Origin of the sequence: Paraburkholderia kururiensis JCM 10599 = LMG 19447, assembly GCF_003986935.1 — a bacterium.
Classification (GTDB): Bacteria; Pseudomonadota; Gammaproteobacteria; order Burkholderiales; family Burkholderiaceae; genus Paraburkholderia; species Paraburkholderia kururiensis.
The window spans coordinates 1-17,137 of record NZ_RJZE01000017.1 but is presented as its reverse complement, the minus strand read 5'-3'; the positions used below and the strand labels follow the sequence as shown (position 1 = coordinate 17,137).

At 65.5% G+C, this 17,137-nt stretch carries 17 protein-coding genes; 9 read left to right on the top strand and 8 right to left on the bottom strand.

The annotated features are described in order from the left end of the window. Positions 1-31: 31 nt before the first annotated feature. The 8 genes from PKKP23_RS20510 to PKKP23_RS20475 all read right to left on the bottom strand — a co-directional run bounded on the left by PKKP23_RS20510 (position 32) and on the right by PKKP23_RS20475 (position 7,161). Positions 32-1,777: a sigma 54-interacting transcriptional regulator gene (locus PKKP23_RS20510; RefSeq protein WP_017775869.1), complete on the bottom strand. Its 1,746-nt coding sequence runs from the start codon at positions 1,775-1,777 to the stop codon at positions 32-34. A gap of 219 nt (positions 1,778-1,996) precedes the next feature. Further along, complete coding sequence (locus PKKP23_RS20505) at positions 1,997-2,998, bottom strand: 2Fe-2S iron-sulfur cluster-binding protein (RefSeq protein ID WP_126878219.1); 1,002 nt, start codon at positions 2,996-2,998, stop codon at positions 1,997-1,999. Between the two features lie 44 nt (positions 2,999-3,042). Then, positions 3,043-4,029 carry an aromatic/alkene monooxygenase hydroxylase subunit beta gene (locus tag PKKP23_RS20500; RefSeq protein ID WP_126878218.1) on the bottom strand — a complete coding sequence of 329 codons (987 nt, stop codon included), beginning with the start codon at positions 4,027-4,029 and terminating at the stop codon, positions 3,043-3,045. A 12-nt stretch (positions 4,030-4,041) separates the two neighbouring features. Next, complete coding sequence (locus PKKP23_RS20495; protein ID WP_017775872.1) at positions 4,042-4,356, bottom strand: MmoB/DmpM family protein; 315 nt, start codon at positions 4,354-4,356, stop codon at positions 4,042-4,044. A 16-nt stretch (positions 4,357-4,372) separates the two neighbouring features. Beyond that, positions 4,373-4,708: a monooxygenase system ferredoxin subunit gene (locus tag PKKP23_RS20490; protein ID WP_017775873.1), complete on the bottom strand. Its 336-nt coding sequence runs from the start codon at positions 4,706-4,708 to the stop codon at positions 4,373-4,375. Between the two features lie 7 nt (positions 4,709-4,715). Further along, complete coding sequence (locus PKKP23_RS20485) at positions 4,716-4,976, bottom strand: toluene-4-monooxygenase system B family protein (RefSeq protein ID WP_017775874.1); 261 nt, start codon at positions 4,974-4,976, stop codon at positions 4,716-4,718. A 24-nt stretch (positions 4,977-5,000) separates the two neighbouring features. After that, complete coding sequence (locus PKKP23_RS20480; protein WP_042301718.1) at positions 5,001-6,506, bottom strand: ferritin family protein; 1,506 nt, start codon at positions 6,504-6,506, stop codon at positions 5,001-5,003. 343 nt (positions 6,507-6,849) lie between these two features. Beyond that, positions 6,850-7,161, bottom strand: coding sequence for a DUF4148 domain-containing protein (locus tag PKKP23_RS20475; protein WP_126878217.1), 312 nt, complete (start codon positions 7,159-7,161; stop codon positions 6,850-6,852). A gap of 407 nt (positions 7,162-7,568) precedes the next feature. Here PKKP23_RS20475 and PKKP23_RS20470 point away from each other — a divergent pair, with 407 nt between their 5' ends. The 9 genes from PKKP23_RS20470 to PKKP23_RS20430 all read left to right on the top strand — a co-directional run bounded on the left by PKKP23_RS20470 (position 7,569) and on the right by PKKP23_RS20430 (position 16,955). Further along, complete coding sequence (locus PKKP23_RS20470; protein WP_017775877.1) at positions 7,569-8,288, top strand: GntR family transcriptional regulator; 720 nt, start codon at positions 7,569-7,571, stop codon at positions 8,286-8,288. A 28-nt stretch (positions 8,289-8,316) separates the two neighbouring features. Further along, positions 8,317-9,591, top strand: a complete 1,275-nt coding sequence (mtnK, locus tag PKKP23_RS20465; protein ID WP_126878216.1) for an S-methyl-5-thioribose kinase — start codon at positions 8,317-8,319, stop codon at positions 9,589-9,591. A 46-nt stretch (positions 9,592-9,637) separates the two neighbouring features. Continuing rightward, a complete protein-coding gene (gene mtnA, locus PKKP23_RS20460) occupies positions 9,638-10,708 on the top strand; it encodes an S-methyl-5-thioribose-1-phosphate isomerase (protein ID WP_126878215.1) in 1,071 nt (356 codons plus the stop codon). Next, positions 10,705-11,400: a class II aldolase/adducin family protein gene (locus PKKP23_RS20455; RefSeq protein WP_126878214.1), complete on the top strand. Its 696-nt coding sequence runs from the start codon at positions 10,705-10,707 to the stop codon at positions 11,398-11,400. Before mtnA ends, PKKP23_RS20455 begins: the two co-directional genes overlap by 4 nt. Before the next feature lie 87 nt (positions 11,401-11,487). Next, positions 11,488-12,591 (top strand): sugar ABC transporter substrate-binding protein, encoded by a 1,104-nt coding sequence (locus PKKP23_RS20450; RefSeq protein WP_126878213.1) that lies wholly within the window; start codon positions 11,488-11,490, stop codon positions 12,589-12,591. Positions 12,592-12,670: 79 nt separating this feature from the next. After that, the gene (locus PKKP23_RS20445) at positions 12,671-14,224 is read left to right on the top strand and encodes a sugar ABC transporter ATP-binding protein (protein WP_126878212.1); all 1,554 of its coding nucleotides are present in this window, start codon (positions 12,671-12,673) and stop codon (positions 14,222-14,224) included. Further along, on the top strand, positions 14,221-15,234 hold the full coding sequence (locus tag PKKP23_RS20440; RefSeq protein ID WP_126878211.1) for an ABC transporter permease: 1,014 nt from the start codon (positions 14,221-14,223) through the stop codon (positions 15,232-15,234). Before PKKP23_RS20445 ends, PKKP23_RS20440 begins: the two co-directional genes overlap by 4 nt. Positions 15,235-15,282: 48 nt before the next feature. Beyond that, positions 15,283-16,281, top strand: a complete 999-nt coding sequence (locus PKKP23_RS20435; protein WP_126878210.1) for a dihydroxyacetone kinase subunit DhaK — start codon at positions 15,283-15,285, stop codon at positions 16,279-16,281. 35 nt (positions 16,282-16,316) lie between these two features. Beyond that, positions 16,317-16,955 (top strand): DAK2 domain-containing protein, encoded by a 639-nt coding sequence (locus tag PKKP23_RS20430; RefSeq protein ID WP_126878209.1) that lies wholly within the window; start codon positions 16,317-16,319, stop codon positions 16,953-16,955. The last annotated feature ends 182 nt before the right edge of the window (positions 16,956-17,137 follow it).

Below are 17,137 nucleotides of genomic sequence, written 5' to 3'. Positions count from 1 at the left end.
CGCTCTACATGAGGCGGCGCCGTGCGCGATATCAGGCGCGGTCCACGGGAATGCCGTATTTGCGCAGGCGATAGGCGAGCTTCGGGCGGCTGATGCCGAGCACGCGCGCAGCAAGCGAAAGATTGCCGTTCGCCTCTGCCACGGCCGCGCGCAGCATGGCGGCCTCCGTCTCGGGCAGTCCCGGACGGCTTGCGCCGGCCAGCGCGGGCGGCACAGCCTCGACCGGTTCGTTCAGAAGACCGATGTTGCCGCTGCGCTTCAGAATGAACGACGAGACGTCGATCTCCTCGCCCGTCGTGAAGAGATGGCACAGGTCGAGCGCGCCACCGTCTTCGGCCAGAATCACGGCGCGCTCGATCATGTTTTCGAGTTCGCGCACGTTGCCTGGCCAGTCGTAGTTGAAGAGGGCATCCACCGCACGTTCGCGGAACCCCGTGATGTGCTTGTCGTGCTTCTTGGCGAGACGCTGAAGAAACCAGTTCATCATCAACGGAATGTCGTCGCGGCGGTCGCGCAGCGGCGGAACGTGAATCGGAAACACGTTCAGGCGGAAGAACAGGTCTTCGCGAAAGAGCCCGGCTTTCACGGCTTCCCGCAGATTGACGTTGGTTGCCGCCACCACTCTCACATCGATCTTGCGCGTGCGCGTGTCACCCACGCGCTCCAGTTCACCTTGCTGGAGGGCGCGCAGCAGCTTGCCTTGTGCCGTGTAACTGAGCGTGCCGATTTCGTCGAGAAAGAGCGTGCCGCCGTTGGCCCGTTCGAAGCGGCCGGCGCGTGACGAGGTTGCCCCGGTATAGCCGCCGCGCTCCACGCCGAAGAGTTCGGACTCCATGAGATGTTCGGGAATGGAGGCACAGTTCACGGCCACGAACGGCCCGTCGGCGCGCTTGCTGAGGTTGTGCAGGTTGTTGGCGAACACCTCCTTGCCGACGCCGCTTTCGCCGAGAAAGAGCACGGTGGCTTCCGTGGGCGCCACCTTGTTGACCATGTGGCACACCGTGTTGAAGCCGGCGGAAATGCCGACCACGCCAACGCTGTGTTCGGGCGCCTCGGCAATGCGTTCGGCAACGCGATTGGCGGTGGGCTGGGCAGCTTGCGGTTCGAGCGACCATTTCGCGAAGTCGCCGATCTGCAGGAAGCGCAGATCGTCCTGCGGGTCTTCCCAGTCTTCCACCGGCTTGCCCACCACGCGACATTTTGCGTGCCCCATGCCGCGGCATTCGATTTCGCGCCACAGAATAGGGCGCCCCATGAAGGCGCTCGTATAGCCGCAGGCGTAGCCGGTCAACATCCAGCAAACCGCTTCGTTGCCGATGCCGTAACTCGCGATGTGCGTTTCAGCCTCGGCACAATCGATCAGATAAAAGTCGCCGAAGTAGTGCCCGCGTCCCACGTCGATATCGAGCGCGATGGGTTCGCAATGCACGATGCCTTCGAGTGAGACCAGTTGCGGGCCGGCGAGAAAATCGTCGTAGCTGTTCGACCCCGCGCGGACCTTGCGCGTCATCGCGGCGTCGCGCGTGCCCGCCTGATAGCCGATGCGGGTTACGAGACCGCGTGCGGTTTCCTTGCCGAGGCTCTCGATCAATTCCTGGCGCAGCGCCCCGAGCGAACTGATGTGCATGAGCATCATGCGCTGGTCGTCCAGCCAGATGCGGCCTTGCTGAGGCGCGAAACGCAGCCGTTTCGCGAGATCGTGAATAGCCGGAACGCGGACCTCTTTCGACCGCTTTCCGTCTGGTTTGCCGTTCGCGAAATGAGCGGACGGGTCCATTGGCGAGGCGGTATGACCGGCCCCGTGCGTGTGGCGTTTCGGCATGCTGGCTCGCTCGCTTCCGGATGCGCGTTCGATGCCGTGAAGCGTGGGCGGGCGATCGTCCGATCGCCCGCAGGCCGCGCCGGAAGCTGGGAATCGTGATGGGTGTGCTCAGGTTACGCTTCCCGGCTCGCCGTGGCGATTGGTGTAAATACGCGATTTACGCGATGGCGGCCTTCAGACGAAACGGTCGAAGTGGATCTGATCGAACGGCACGCGATGCCGCTGCATCAGCATCTCCTGCACGGCTTCGATCATGGGTGGCGGACCTGCGAAATAGAACGCGTACTGGTCCAACGGCAACGCGAGGGCGCGTTCCACTTCGGCATGAATGAAACCCGTTGCCCCAGCCCACGGCGGTTCCGGCTGCGGCGACGAGAGCACGACCGAGGCAGACAGACGTTCGTGCGCGAGTGCGTCGATCTCCGCCGCGGCACCCAGATCGGCCTGCGTGCGGGCACCGTAGAAGAAATGCACGCGCGGCCCTTCCGGCTGCGCCAGGGCGCCGCGCGCAACGGAGAGCATGGGCGCAAGTCCCGATCCGCCCGCAATGCAGACGATCTCGCGTGAGGCGTCGTCGCGCAGATGCGCATGACCGTAGGGGCCATCGATCGTAATGGACTCGCCCGTCTTCAGCGCATCGAACAGGCTGTTGCTGCCGGCGCCGCCAGGCACGCGGCGAACGATGAACTGCCAGATGCCGTCCTCGTTCGGGAGATTGGACATCGAATAGGCGCGGGCGCCTTGCACATGCGGCGGATAGAGCAGGGCGTATTGGCCCGCGCGGAACGACGCAACGCCCGGTGCGCGAAACGTGAATTCGCTCAGGTCGGGCGTGAGCGCGCGGCTCGCCTCCAGCGTGGCTTCACGGCGAACGGGCGGCACGACGGGGCGATAACTCTCGTCGCAGCGCACGCGTATCGTGCAGTCGCCAAGCGGGCGCGACTGACAGGCGAGGCGCTTGCCGCGCTTGTGGTCGCGCTCCGTGAGGCCAGGCGCCTCTGGCCAGAGCGTTTCCATCGTTCCTGCGACGAGTTCGAAACGGCAGGCCCCGCAGCCACCCACACTGCATTCGTGCGGCAAGCCAACGTCGGCACGCAATGCACCGCGCAGCAAGGTGTCTTCGTCGGCGCCGACGCTGAACTGCGCGCCGCCTTCGATCGTGATGTGATGTTTCATCGATTGCTTCCGTTCGTTCGCGGCCGGCTTGCGCCGGCCTTCGCTCACAGACCCATCGCGCGTCTGAATTCACGCGTGGCGGCCTTCGCCGACGCGGCTGCATCCGGCGCATCGGGCAGGGCAGCACACCAGGCGTCGATGGCGTTGTCGGCGAGCGGCTCCCACTTGCTCACCCAGTTCGTCAGCACGGCGTGATTGCCGTCCTGCGCGAGTGCCATACGCACGAGCGCGGCGGCCCAGCGTCGATGCCGTTGCGCGTCGAGGAGATGAGCATCCGTGATGAGTCCCAGCAGCGTGTCGCCGTTGTGACGCGCTGCGGTGCCTAATGCGCGCAGCACGGTTTCTTCCACCGCGGGGCGCACGACGAGACTCAGGGCAACGAAGTTTTCGGCCCAGTCCCACGCCGTGAGCGCTTCTTCCACCACCCTGCGCCAGCCTTGCCATGCCGGGTCTTGCTCCCAGTAGCGCCGCTCTTCGGTGCCGAGGCCCACGTCGGTGAAGGTCTGCGTGAGTTCCTTCGTCCGGTACGCCGTGTGCGTGAGCCAGCGCAGCGAGTCAGCGGTCTGGTAGGCGGCGCAGTTCGAGATGGTGGAGGCCGGCGCCATCTGCGTGAGATAGGCGGAGCCCATCTGCAGCGCGTGGAACAGGAAGCGTGCCGGCGTATAGAGGCGGGCGAGCGTGCCGGCCCACGTCGGGGCGAGCATGGTGTCGTGTCCGCGTGCCGAGAACTGGTCGAGCAGGCCGAACACGTAGGTTTCCTGACCGTCCTGCAGCATGTTGTAGGTGCGGTAGACGATCTCGTCCGGGTCGCGGAACGCGTTCCAGTCGGCATGCGTAAGCGGCGACGCGTTGCGGTACTGCTTGAACCATTGCGCCATGCCGAAGTTCGGGTCGAGTTCGAACGGCGCGTCGGGGTTGTCGGTCGTGTAGTGCAGATTGGTGGACACGATCTCGTACTCGCTCGGCTTGCGCCGGCGCGTAGCAAGGTGGCTCCACGTTTTCAGGGGTTTGAGAACTTCGGGTTGAGTCATGCTCGTCTCCGGTCAAAGCGTTTTTTCGTAATAGAAGCGCACGTAGTCGTCGGTCGTTTCGATGCGGCCGGAAAACGAGCTGAGGTTCACTTCGAGTTCGGACATCCTGAACGGTCTGCCCAACGTCTCTTCGAGCGTCGCGCGGCGCAGGATCAGTTCGCCGTCCGCATAAATGCGAACGTAGGCGAGCTTGTCGTCCACGCAGATCGTTTTGTCGGGATTGTCTTCGTGCGCTGCCTCGATGACGCCGGTGGTAATGCTGCTTGCGCGCAGCACGGGGCCTACACGATTGTTGCGGTAGGCCTCGCCTGTGTTGTCGGTGGTCATGGGTGTTCCTTCGGAGTCAGGAATGAGCGAAGAGGGGCTCGACGCCCTCGACGGCCACGAAAACATCGTCGCCTTCGATCTTCACGGCGTATTCGGCGAGCCGGCAGTCGCCCGGATTGATGCCCTTGCCGGTGTTGGCGTCGAAGGTCCATTGGTGAGCCCGGCACATCAGCACGCGGCCGTCGAACTTGCCTTCCACGAGCGGGATGTCCTGGTGCGGGCAAATGCCCTGGAACGCGCGCGGTTCGCCGCCTTCGGGGCGCACGAGCACGATCACGTGGCCGTCCACTTCCGCTTCGGTCATCTCGCCTTCCCAGAGGTCGTCGAGCGTGCAAACTTTCTGGAACGTCATGTCGGCCTCAGTTTTCGCAAAAGATGAATTCGAGCGTTTCCATGGGGCGAATGTCGGTCTCTTCGAGCTTCGCATCGCGGGGAAAGAACGCTTCGCTGCCCTGGCGGCGCACGCGCACCACCTTGTCGGGCTGGGGCGCAACGCGCCGGCCCACGGAATGGTGTGCCGCCGCGGCGGCTACCTCGTCCATCGTATTGCCGGTATCCACGGCCACGAGCTGCAATACGAAGTCGTACTGAAAATTGGAAATCACAGGGAAAAGTGCCATGTCGTCCTCCATGAGTTGGCCGCTTCAGGCGGCTTTTTTCTGATAGCGCTGGTCGCGATACGCTTCGATCCACGCGTAGTGGTGTGCGTCGTCGCCGCTTTCGCCGGGTGCGAGGCCCATGTACTGGAGCGCGCCCATGAGGTTAGGCGGCTGGATGTGGCCCGCGAGGAAGCGATCGACAAGCGTCAGGTGATCGCGATAGCGCAGCGGGTCTTGCTGGAACACCCAGCGGTCGATCTCCGAATTGAAGTGATAGGTGCGGCCGTTGTAGTCGAGCGGATAGTCCTTCACGTTCCAGCCCTTGCCGGGAATCGCGCAGATGGGTAGCTGGCTCATGTTGCAGACGATGGGCAGCGTCTCGGGAACCGTGAGTTCGGGTTTGCCGGCGAGCAGGTTGTCGATGATGACGTCCCATGCCTTGCCGAACGTATCGTTCCAGCCCGGATACTTTTCTTCGAGCCAGTCGCGGCAGTCGGGCGTCATGCCGGCCGCGGGGTTCCACCAGACCGTGGGCCGCCAGAACCAGATGCCCATCTGGTAGGCGTGATGCTGGTAATCGAACTCGTTGATCATCTGGTCCCAGTACCAGGGGAGGTCGAGACCCAGGTCGATCAGCGTGCGTTCGAACTGCCCGACAATCCACTCGCGCATGAATTCCTTGAACGACTGCTTGCGGTGTTCGAGCGGCGTCGCGTAGTCCATGGACGAGCCCGTGAGCAGACAGAAAAGACGCCACGCGCGCGCAATCGCGATGTCCACGAGCTTTTGCGCTTCTTCCTTGCGGCCGTTCGCGATCAGGATCTGCAGCGCGGGGCCGCCAATCTGCGCGTGGCGCGACTCGTCGGTCTGGATGCTCGAGATCAGGCTCGCGAACGTGAAGTCGCCGGCTTCCGCGGCGTCCGCGGCGAGTCCGAGGAACTGCATGTTCGTGAAACCCGTTTCGAAGGCGAAGGTCAGCATGACCGCGATTTCGATGGCGCTGCGCGACATGAACAGGTCGTCGAACGTATTGCGCGCGGCAATGGCGCCCCATTCGTTCGTGTGATAGGCCTTGTGCGCCCAGTCGAACTGGCGGTCTTTCGGGCAGTAGTCGTGGGGGAAAAACAGCTGCAACTGGCCGTGACGGTTTTCGTCGAGCATGCCGAACGTCGCCATGTTGCGCATGCCCGGGGCACGGCCGAAACGCGCCATGCGGGCCTCCGCGCTCATGGCCGCGTACTCGCCAAGGGCGATGGCGCCGTAGTGCGCCTTCAGAATGGACAGCCAGCCGGGATCGGCGTCTTCGAACATGCGGCTGCGTTCGAGGGCCGCTTTCACCGAATAGGCGCCGGCGTCTTTCTCGCGCTGCACGCGCACGTATTCGGGATACGAGGTCTTGTACGGCTCGTCGTAGGTTTCCCAGTCGGCCATCGGAATGCCCTGGGCACCGGACATGATCTCGGGGAAGAGCTCGGACTCCGCGACGTAGGTCGGAGTCCAGTTGGTGGCACGGGCAATGTCGTACCAGGCCGCGCGTTCCAGTAACGCCATGGTGATGTCTCCTTGTTGGGATGGATGCGTTGTCCCGGAGCGGCACGCAGAGCACCGGGCGCAGCATCTCAGAGCAAGGGCAATACCAGTGAGGGCGGTTTGGCCGATCGAATGAGGGAAAATCCCGAGATTTTTCGAGTAAACGGGCGGCCGATAGCGCCTCCTTGCGACTATGAGGCACCCCTTTCGGGATCGCTACAGATGGATTTGATGAGGTGGTGAAACGCTGCCGTGCGGTAAAGCGGAAGATATTTGATGAAGGGATGAATCTCGATATTTCTGTTTTAGGCACTCAAGACAGAAAGCCCAGGCGAACGCGCGTCAGCATCGGCAAGGCATCGCTTCACTCGCTCTGCGCGGTCCGGCATTCAGCCTGATACCACCGGTCCACCAGCCGTTGCGCCGCCTGGAGGTCGTCGGGATAGTACGGATCCCACGCCCATGCGGGCCGATAACCCGCTTCCTCCAGCGCCGCGAGTTCGCTCGCGTTGCGCTCGCGCGTGAGCGGCGCGTGGTTCCTGAGCGCGGTCAGGTCGCGGCATTGCGCGTCGCTCAAATGCCGTTGCGGCCCTGCCTGCATGCCGCTCACGGCGCAGCCTGCGAGCGAGAGCACCAGCATCGCGCCTATCGGCCAGCGTTTCGTGGGGTATTTCATGTTGCGACTCCCTTCGGTGAAGCGATAGTGTCGCGCATTGCGTGTTCCCGCGGCGCCAGGTGGGCATCTGCACGGTTGGCGCGAAGGGGGCGCTCTTGCGTGGCCCGGCATCGGCCGCCGCCCGGATCGCCTTGAACGCGTCACGACGGCCAGCACGGGCGAACGCGGCGCGGCTGAATAGGGCCACATTCATCAGATGACCATGGCGGCGTCTGATGTTGTGCCTTCTGAGCGCCGACATCAGTCTGTGGTCGCCGCATACGAATTTCACAAAAAAAATAGCGGCAAATGGCGGGGGCGAAGCCAAAACAACGTAAGCGGCCGACCAGCTGATTCCAGGGTTAACACGATAAGAAACATCAGATGTCTGATGTATAGTCGGTTCATCAAGATATTCGAGCAACCTCATGCGACTGAGCGTCGAGCACTCCATGCGCGACAAGATCCAGGAATCGTTGATGGCCATGATCCGGGAGCGTTCGCTCAAGCCCGGCGATCAGATTCCCACGGAGATGGAGCTGTGCGAACTGCTCGGTGTCGGCCGTTCGAGCCTGCGCGAAGCGGTGGCTCAAATGATTTCGCACGGGCTGCTGTCGCGCGTGCAGGGCAGGGGCACCTTCGTCAGGCAGATTTCGCTGAAGCTGCAGGGTGGGCTGGACGACCTCATGTCGGTGACGGACATGATCCGCAGCGTCGGCGCCGTGCCGGCCACGCGGCGGCTGCAGATCGATCACATCGAGGCGAACGAGAGCCTGGCGGCAAAGCTGCGCATCGAGATTGGCGCACCGTGCGTGCGTATCGAACGCGTGCGTTGCGCGGACGACGCGATCGCGGCCTACTGCATCGACACCGTGCCGAAGGCGATCTTCGATGCGGCGGGCGGGCGCATCGGCGAGTCGCTGTTCGCCATGTTCGGCCGGATCGGACGGCGGCTCTCGCATACGCACACGTCGATCCAGCCGACCATTCTGACGCCGCGCGATCTGCCGGAACTAGGCGACGGTTTCGGCCTGTTCCTGCTGCTGGACGAAGTGGATTTCGACGAAAGCGGCGAGCCGATCTGCTACAGCAACGACTACTACAACACGAGCATCTTCAAGTTCGATCTGGTTCGCAAGAAACGGTAAGGCCGGTTCGAATGCGGAGGAGACAGACATGGAATTTGAGGCACTCAGCTCTGCGGAGCTGTCGACGTACCTGCGTGGCGTTCCATCGTTGTATTCGCTCTTGAACGAGCCTGATGAACTCGACATCACCGAAGTCGGCGACGGCAATCTGAACTACGTCTACTTCGCGACCAACACGCGCTCGCCCGATCGCAGCGTGGTCGTCAAACAGGCGCCGCCGTTCCTGCGGCTCGTCGGCAAAACGTGGCCGCTGACACGCCACCGCATGGAGCGCGAAGTCGCCGCGCTGCGACGCTTCGGCGCGCTGTGCCCGGCGCACGTGCCGCGCGTCTATCACGCGGACAGCGAGTTGTTCCTCGTGGTGATGCAGCGGCTGTCGTCGCACCGCATCCTGCGGCAGGGGCTGATGGACGGCGTCGTCTATCCGCGCCTGGCCGGCCATCTTTCGACGTATCTCGCGCATACGCTGTTCTACGGCTCCGACCTGTACCTCGCGTCCGACGTGAAAAAGCAGGCCGTGAGTGCTGCAGTCAACGCGGAGCTGTGCCGCATTACCGAGGACCTCGTCTTCACCTGGCCGTTCGAGGACCATCCGTCGAACGTGTACAGCCCGGCGTTTGCGCGCGCCGAGATCGAGCGGCTGTGGCAGTCGCCGGCGCTGCGCGTGGAGGTGGGCGAGATGAAATGGTCGTTCATGAACGACGCCGAGACGCTGCTGCACGGCGATCTGCACACCGGCTCGATCATGGTCAACGAAGACGAGACCTACGTGATCGATCCGGAATTCGCCTTCTATGGGCCGATGGGTTTTGATATCGGCGCTGTGCTCGCGAACCTGCTGCTCGCCTGGTTCTCGCGCGCATGGCACGACCGCCACGCTGAGCCGTCCGGCGACGCGCCGTCGTACGGCGACTGGCTGCTCGCGCAGGCCGCCGCCATCTGGAATGGTTTCGCAAGCGAGTTCGCCACGCTGTGGCGCGAACACGAGAGCCGCCGCGGCAGCCACTTCATCGGCGGCGATCGCGGCGGGGCCTGTGCCGAAGCGTTTCGCGCGCGCTTCATCGAGCGGCTCTTCGAGCAGTCGCTCGGCTTTGCGGGCTGCAAGATGATCCGGCGCATCGTGGGCATGGCGAAGGTTGCGGACATTACGAGCATCGCCGACAACGCGTTGCGCGCCACCGTCGAAGTCCGTGCGCTGCGCTGCGCCGAACAACTGCTGCTGCGGCGACATCAGTTGCACAGCATCGAAGACGTCGTCGCGCTCGCGCGCGACATCGCCTCAACCCGCCCGGCGCTCGCATGAACGCAGCGGCCCGGGCCTGCATTGACCTTTTTGTTCTGGAGTTTTCATGGTTTCGCCGTCGCCTCTCGTGAACCTGCCCGCTACCCTGACCTGGGCGGACGATCAGCTACGGATCCTGGATCAGACTCGCCTGCCGCAGGAAGCGGTGGTCGAGACGCTGACGAGCGCCCACGAAGTGTGGCGCGCGATTCACGAACTGCGCGTGCGCGGCGCACCGGCGATCGGCGTGGCCGCGGCATACGGGCTGTGCGTCGCCGTGCAGGCGTCGCGGCACTTGCCGCTTGACGCGTTCCGCGCGGCGCTCGCGGAACAGGCTGCCTATCTGGACAGCGCGCGGCCCACCGCGGTCAACCTGAGCTGGAGCCTCAAACGGATGCTGCGCGCGGCCGAGTGTGCAGGCGCCACGGACACTGCCAGCCTCTATCGCGCGCTCGTCGACGAAGCGCAGGCGATCCATCGCGAAGACCGGCGGCTGTGCGAGGGCATCGGCCAGCACGGCGCGCCGCTCATCCGCGAGGGCAGCGGGGTGCTCACGCACTGCAACGCCGGTGCGCTGGCCACCACGGGCATCGGCACCGCGACCGCGCCGATCTACGAGGCGAGGCGCAACGGCGTTGCGTTTCGCGTGTATGCCGACGAGACGCGGCCGCTTCTGCAGGGCGCGCGCCTCACGGCCTACGAGCTGCAGCGCGCGGGCGTCGACGTGACGCTCGTCACCGACAGCATGGCGGCCTCGCTGATGGCGCGCGGCCAGATCGACGTCGTGATCGTGGGCACCGATCGCGTTGCCGCGAACGGCGACTTCGCGAACAAGATCGGCACGCTCAACCTCGCCATCGTGGCGCGCTACTTCGGCGTGGATTTCTACGTGGCGTGCCCGTCGTCCACGCTCGATCTGGATACGCCGGACGGCCGCGGCATCGTGATCGAAGAGCGCGGCGCGAGCGAGGTCACGCACCTCGGCGGCCGCATGATCGCGCCCGAAGGCATCAAGGTCTTCAATCCCGCGTTCGATGTGACGCCGCACGATCTCGTGACCGGCTACATCACCGAGGCAGGCATCATCGGCTCGCCGTACGAGGCGAATCTTGCGGCGCGGTTCGGGCGGGCAGCATGACGGGCGCATCCCCCCTCCGTCCCGACGAGGCCGCGCTGCGCGAGGCCATCGTGCACACCGCGCGCGAAATGGAGCGGCTCGGCATCAACCAGGGCACCTCGGGCAACGTCAGCGCACGCTGCGCAGACGGCCTGCTGATTACGCCGAGCGGCGTACCGGCCACGGCGCTTCATGAAGACGCCATCGTCTGGCTGCCGCTCGACGTCGCCGCCGATGCGCCGGTACTGAACGAGCGCAAGCCGTCGAGCGAGTGGCGCATGCATCGCGACATCCTGCGTGCGCGGCCCGAACTGAACGCGGTCGTGCACACCCATTCGGTGGCCGCGACCGCGATGGCGATCCACCGTCGCGACATCCCCGCGCATCACTACATGGTGGCGGTAGCCGGCGGCAATTCGATCCGCTGCGCGCCGTACGCAACGTTTGGCTCGCAGGCGCTCTCGGACTATGCGGTGGCCGCGTTGCAAGACCGCTATGCCTGCCTGCTCGCGCATCACGGCGTGATCGCGGCGAGCGCGACGCTCTCGCGCGCGCTGTGGATCGCCAACGAAGTGGAAGTGCTGGCGAAGCAGTATCTGCTCGCGAGCCAGCTGGGTACGCCGCCGCTCCTGAGCGACGACGAGATGGCAGAAGTGGTGGAGAAGTTCAGGAACTACGGCATGCGCGGCACGTCCGGCAACGGCGCGCACTGAGTTCGGCAGGCCGTGGCACGGCGTTGGCAAGACACGCGTGGCCGGATCACCGGCCACGCGAATACAACTTCAACGATGGAGACACACATGGCCTGGAGCGCAGGAAGATTCGACCGTTGGTCCCTGTTCGGCACGTCGGCAGGCGCCGCGTTGCTGTGCGCGGCAGCCGCGCTGGCGGGCTGCTCGAAGAACGAATCGCCGTCCCCGGCGGGCGCGGCGAGCGATGCGGGCGCGAGCGCACCGGCCGTCGCGGCGGCGTCCGGTGCGGGCGGTGGCGGCAAGACCAAGATCGGCTTCTCGGTCTCGACGCTGAACAACGCGTTCTTCGTCGGCCTGAAGCTGGGTGTCGAGAAGGGCGCGCAGCAGCAGGGCTTCGACCTCGTTCAGACCAACGCCAATGGCGACGCCCAGCAGCAGGTGAACGACGCTATCAACCTGCTGAGCCAGGGCGTAAGCGCGTTGGTGCTCAACCCGATCGACTCGAAAGCGATCATTCCGGCCGTGCAGAAAGCCAACCAGATGGGCGTGCCGGTGTTCACGCTCGACCGCGGCTCGGACGGCGGCAAGGTCACCTCGTTCGTCGCGTCGGACAACGTCGCGCTCGGCCGCACCGGGGCGAAGTGGATCGCCGACCAGTTGAAGGCGCGCTACGGCTCGCCGAAGGGTAACGTGGTGGACCTGATCGGCCTCGTTGGCACGACGGCGGCCACCGACCGCGAAAAGGGCTTTAGCGACGAGATCGCGAAGTATCCGGACATCAAGGTTGTGGCCCGCCAGGAAGGCGCGTTCGATCAGGAGAAGTCGCTGAACGCGATGACCGACATCCTGCAGAAATTCCCGCAGATCGACGCCGTGTTCGGCGCCAACGACGACAACACCGTCGGCGCCGAAAAAGCCATCGACAACGCCGGCCGCTACAAGCCGCTCGGCGACCGCCAGCACATCCTCGTGATCGGCGCGGACGGCACGGCGCAGGCGCTGTCGGCCATTCGCGCGGGCAAGCAGGATGCGACCATTTCGCAGAACCCGATCCAGATGGCGGCGAAGTCGCTCAGCTTCATTGCCGACTACATCGCGAAGAAGCCGGTGCCGGCAACTTACGCGTGGCCCACGCTCCTCATCGATAAGTCGAACATCGACTCCGACGCGGTGAAGAACTACGGGCTGTGGTCCGAGCAGGTCAGCCAGTAACCGCACGCCGGCGCAGGTCGCCGCAACAGGTGCGCCGCGCGGGCAGCGGCGCACCGCTCACTGCAGGACGCAAGCATCCATGCACGACGCAACGAGTTCGCAGCACCAGCATGCCGCCTTCGCGCCGCCGCGGGGCGAAAGCGGTGTGCCGCTGCTGCACATGGAAGGCATCGTCAAGAGCTTTCCGGGAGTGAAGGCGCTGCGCGGCGTGAGCCTCACGCTGCACGCAGGCGAGGTGATGGCGATCGTCGGCGAGAACGGCGCCGGCAAGTCGTCGCTGATCAAGACGCTTTCAGGTGCCTACGAGCCCGACGAGGGCACCATCGAGATCAACGGCGCGCCGCTCGCGCGCGGCACCCACGCGGCCATCGACGCGGGCGTCGCGGTGATCTACCAGGAGCTTTCGCTGATCAACGACATGACGGTCGCGGAGAACCTGTTCCTCGGCCGCATGCCGGCGCGCCGCGGCTTCGTGCTGCGCCGCGAGGCCGACGACCTCGCGCGGCGGGCGCTCGCACAGGTGGGGCTTGGCGGCGTGTCGCCTTCCATGCGCCTTGGCGACCTGCCGCTCAACAAGCGGCAACTCGTGGAAGTGGCGAAGGCGCTCGCGCGCAACGCACGCATTCTCGTCATGGACGAGCCCACGGCGGCGCTCCAGCACGACGACATCGCGAACCTCTACGGCGTGGTGCGACGGCTGCGCGGGGAGGGCATGGGCATCATCTTCATCTCGCACCACCTTGAGGAAGTGTTCGAACTGGCGGATTCGGCGGTGGTGATGCGTGACGGCAAGACGGTGGACTGGCGACCCATGCCCCAGTGGACCGAGCAGGACCTCGTGCAGGCGATGGTGGCCCGCACGCTTGATTCGTTCTACCCGTGGGAGCCGCGCGAATACGGGCCCGTCGCGCTCGAGGTGCGCAACCTCGCGAGTCCGCCCGTGGTGCGCGAGGCGAGCTTCAGCGTGCGCGCGGGCGAGATCGTCGGCATTGCGGGCATTGCGGGCGCGGGACGCACCGAACTGCTGAAGGCGATCTTCGGCGCGCAGAAGGTGACGCGCGGCGAGATTGTGGTTCGCGGCGACAGGGTATCCCTGCGTTCGCCCACCGACGGCGTTGCCGCCGGGCTCGTCTACACGGCGGAAGACCGCAAGCTCGAAGGTCTCGTACTCGACGCGAGCATCGAGGAAAACGTGGCGCTCTCCAGCCTCAAGTCGCTCGCGACAAGCGGCTTCGTGCGCAGCGCGCGCAAGCGCCGGCTCGCGCAGGAGGCGAGTGCGCGCTTCGCGGTGCGCGCGCCTTCGGTGACGGCGATCACGGGCAACCTCTCGGGCGGCAACCAGCAGAAAGTGATTCTCGGCCGCGCGAGCGCGACGCAGCCCGCCGTCATCATGCTGGACGAGCCGACGCGCGGCATCGATATCGGCGCGAAGACCGAGATCTACACGCACATGGTGGCGATGGCGCGCGCGGGCGCGGCCGTGCTGATGGTGAGTTCGGAACTGCCCGAACTGCTCGGCATGTCGGACCGCGTGCTGGTGATGTACCGCGGCAGGATCGTGACCGAACTGGCGCGCGATGAGGCCGATTCGGAGAAGGTCATCCAATGGGCGACGACAGGAGTAGGCGCATGAATTCCACGGCAGCCAGCGAGACCGACGAACACCGTCTGTCGAGCCGCTTGATGAGGAAGCTTCGGCAGCAACTTCGCAGCGGCCTCGGCCCGCTGTGCGCGGCGCTCGCGATCATCTGCATCGCGCTCTCGTTCGCTTCCCCCGAGTTCCTCACCACGAGCACGCTCACCAACATCATGGTGCAGGTGTCGGTGGTGGGCATCGCGGCAGTAGGGGGCACGTTCGTGATCATCACGTCGGGCATCGATCTATCGGTCGGCTCGCTCGTCGCGCTGTCGGGCATGGTGGCGGCCACCCTGATGGCGGGCGCGGTGCCCGGCAACCTCGGGCTCGGCGTCGCGGGCCTCGCGGTGGCCATTGCGGTGGGCGCAGGCGTCGGCATGATCAACGGCTTTGCCGTGGCGTGGCTGCGGCTCGTGCCGTTCATCGTCACGCTCGCGATGATGGCCATGGCGCGCGGCCTCACGCTGGCCATCTCCGACGGGCGTACCAAGTTCGACTTCCCGAACGCGTTCACGGTGTTCGGCGCGAAGTCGATCGCGGGGCTGCCCATGCCGATGATCGTCATGCTGATCGTGTTTCTCGTCGGTCACGTGCTGTTGCGCAAGACCACGTTCGGGCATCAGGTGTTCGCGGTGGGCGGCAATCGCGAGGCCGCGCGGCTTGCCGGCATTCCGGTGCAACGCGTGATGTTCCTGACCTACGTGCTGGCGGGCGTGACCGCCGCGATCGCGGGCATCGTGCTGGCCGGGCGCCTGAATTCCGCGTTGCCGTCGGCGGCCAACGGTCTCGAGCTGCAGGTGATTGCCGGCGTGGTGATCGGCGGCACGTCGCTGGCGGGCGGGCGCGGTTCGATTGTCGGCACCTTTATTGGCGTCGTGCTGATCGGCGTGATCAACGTGGGGTTGTCGCTGCTCGGCGTCAATCCCTTCTGGACGCAGTTCATTCAGGGCGGCGTGATTTTCGCCGCCGTCATGCTCGACGTGGTCGGCCAGCGACGCAAGCACTAGGCGCCGGCGCTCATCGATCGTGCAGGTATCGCTCTCAAGGAGATACGCGTGAAGAAGATCATCAACCAGCCGGACCAGTTCGTCGACGAAGTGATCGACTCGTTGCTCATGGCCCATCCAGGCTGGATCAAGGCCGCCACGGCTGACCGCCGCGCGCTCGTGCGCGCCGACGCGCCGAAGCGGGGGCGGGTAGGGATCGTGACGGGCGGCGGGTCCGGCCACATGCCGGGCTTTCTCGGCTATGTCGGCGAGGGGCTGTGCAGCGGCGTGGCGGTGGGCAACGTGTTTTCGTCGCCCTCGGCCGAGCAGATTTTCGAAGCGACGAAAGCCGTCGACGGCGGCGCTGGCGTGCTGTACGTGTACGGCAACTACGGCGGCGACGTATTCAACTTCGACCTTGCGGCCGATCTCGCCGAGCCCGAGGGCATCGAGATCAAAACCGTGCTGCTCACCGACGACGTGGCCTCCGCGCCGGCCGGGCGCAGCAGCGAGCGCCGCGGCGTGGCCGGCATGGTGTTCGCGTTCAAATGCGCGGGCGCGGCCGCGGAGCGCGGCGATTCGCTGGACGAGGTCGCGCGCATTACCGCGAAGGCGAACAGCCACTGCCGCAAGATGGGCGTGGGCCTGTCGCCCACGATCCTGCCCGCGGCGGGCAAGCCGACCTTCACGCTGCCCGAAGGCGAGATGGAGATCGGCATCGGCATCCACGGCGAGCCCGGCACGCATCGCGGCGCGCTGGAGAGCGCAGACGCGATCGCCGACCGCCTGATGGGCGAGATCCTGGCCGACCTGAAAGCGCCGCAGGGCGCCCGCATCGCCGTGCTCGTCAACGGGCTGGGCGCCACGCCGCTCGAAGAGCTGTACGTGCTGTACCGGCGCGTCGCGAAACTCACGACGGACGCGGGGCTGGGGATCGCGCGCGCGTATGTTGGCGAGTACGTGACGAGTCTCGAGATGGCAGGCGCCTCGATCACGGTCATGCTGCTCGACGACGAACTCGAGGCGCTGCTGGCGGCGCCAGCACGCTCGCCGCTGTTCCACGCGTAGGACAGCGTGGCAACGGGCCCGGTAAGGAGAACGGCATGAGCGTTTCCGCCAATCAGGTGCGCGACGTGGTGAGCCGCGCGCTGACCGCGTTGCAGGCACACGCCGACGAGCTGCGCAGCCTCGACGCTGCGCTTGGCGACGGCGATCTGGGCATCACGGTCCAGTCGGGATCGAAGGCGGTGATCGCCGCCTGGGCCGCGCTGCCCGCAGAAGCGGCGGTGAGCGACCTGTTGCTGACCGCGGGCAAGGCGTTTTCCACCGCCAATCCGTCCACCTTTGCCGCGCTGGTGGGCGGCGGGCTGCTCGCGGCGGCGAAAACCGTGACCGGCAAAACGGAGGCCGGCAAGATCGATAAGGTCGATAAGGCCGACGTGCTGGCTATCGGCCGCGCGGTAGCAGGACGGATTGCCGAACGCGGCAAGAGCCAACTGGGCGACAAGACCGTACTGGACGCGCTCGTGCCGAGTCTCGACGTGCTTGACGCTGGCGAAGGCGAAGCGCCGCAATTGCTCGCCGCGATGATCGCGACGGCGCACGAGCGAATCGACGCGACGGCCGGACAGCAATCGCGCAAAGGTCGGGCTGCCTGGGTTCAGGAGCGCAGCGTCGGGCATCCTGATCCGGGGGCGACTGCGTATCTGCGGTTTCTGGAGTGTCTTCGGGATGCGTGGTGAGAAAGATGGTGCGGCCCGGCCGTTGTGGCCGGGCCGCGCATGGTTAACCGCATCAATGTCGAGGCCAGATTCAAATGTCGGGACTCTGGCTAGATAGAAATGTCCGGTTTGAGCGTGGTGTTGGTCCTGTTTCTTTTTATGTTTCGGGGTTGGGGCGGCGCAGCCGCCCCCCGTCCCCCTTT